1 protein-coding gene is annotated in these 616 nt (G+C 37.0%); it reads left to right on the forward strand.

Annotated features, from left to right (window positions below; translation table 11 throughout):
- The first annotated feature begins 162 nt into the window (after nt 1-162).
- On the forward strand, nt 163-549 hold the full coding sequence (locus ACM0OX_RS35725) for an IS630 transposase-related protein (protein WP_190965638.1): 387 nt from the start codon (nt 163-165) through the stop codon (nt 547-549).
- Nucleotides 550-616 lie beyond the last annotated feature (67 nt).

Consider the following 616-nt stretch of genomic DNA (forward strand, 5'->3'; position numbering starts at 1 on the left):
GGAATAGTGACCGAGAACTCTATGGAAGTTTTTGCAAGATTGTAGGAGGGGTAGTGAGTCCATTATTAGCTAACATCGCTCTAAATGGGATTGAAAGTATTCACAGATACAGCACTTGCGTCTATTATGAGGTACACTAGATTAAAATATAAATACTTTTAAATGAAGTCTTACTCTGTCGATCTTCGAGAAAAAATAGTTGCAGCACATCTTGAGAAAAACATCTCAATCAGGAAAGTGGCTAACATCTTTTCCGTCTCAAAGAGTTTAGTACAAAAGCTTGTAAAACAACAAAAACTTGAAGGAAATTTACAATCAAAGCCGCGAGGAAAGCCACAATTTAGTCATTTAACAAATGCTGATATAGAGTTGAGAGAATTAGTTGAATCATATCCAGATGCAACATTGATAGAGTTGTGTGAATTTTTTGCAGATAAGACTGGTAATTGGGTAGGTCAAAGTGCAATGTGTCGTGCGTTACAGAAATTAGGATTAAATCGGAAAAAAAAACGAAGCGGAGTACCCAAGCAGGCACAGAGCGAGTCCTAAATTTAAGATTAGCAGGACTTACGCAACTGGCACAGGCGATCGCTAAAATATAGTGCTTTTGTACTAT

This window comes from Nostoc sp. PCC 9305 (genome assembly GCF_963920915.1).
In the GTDB taxonomy this organism is placed as follows: domain Bacteria; phylum Cyanobacteriota; class Cyanobacteriia; order Cyanobacteriales; family Nostocaceae; genus Nostoc.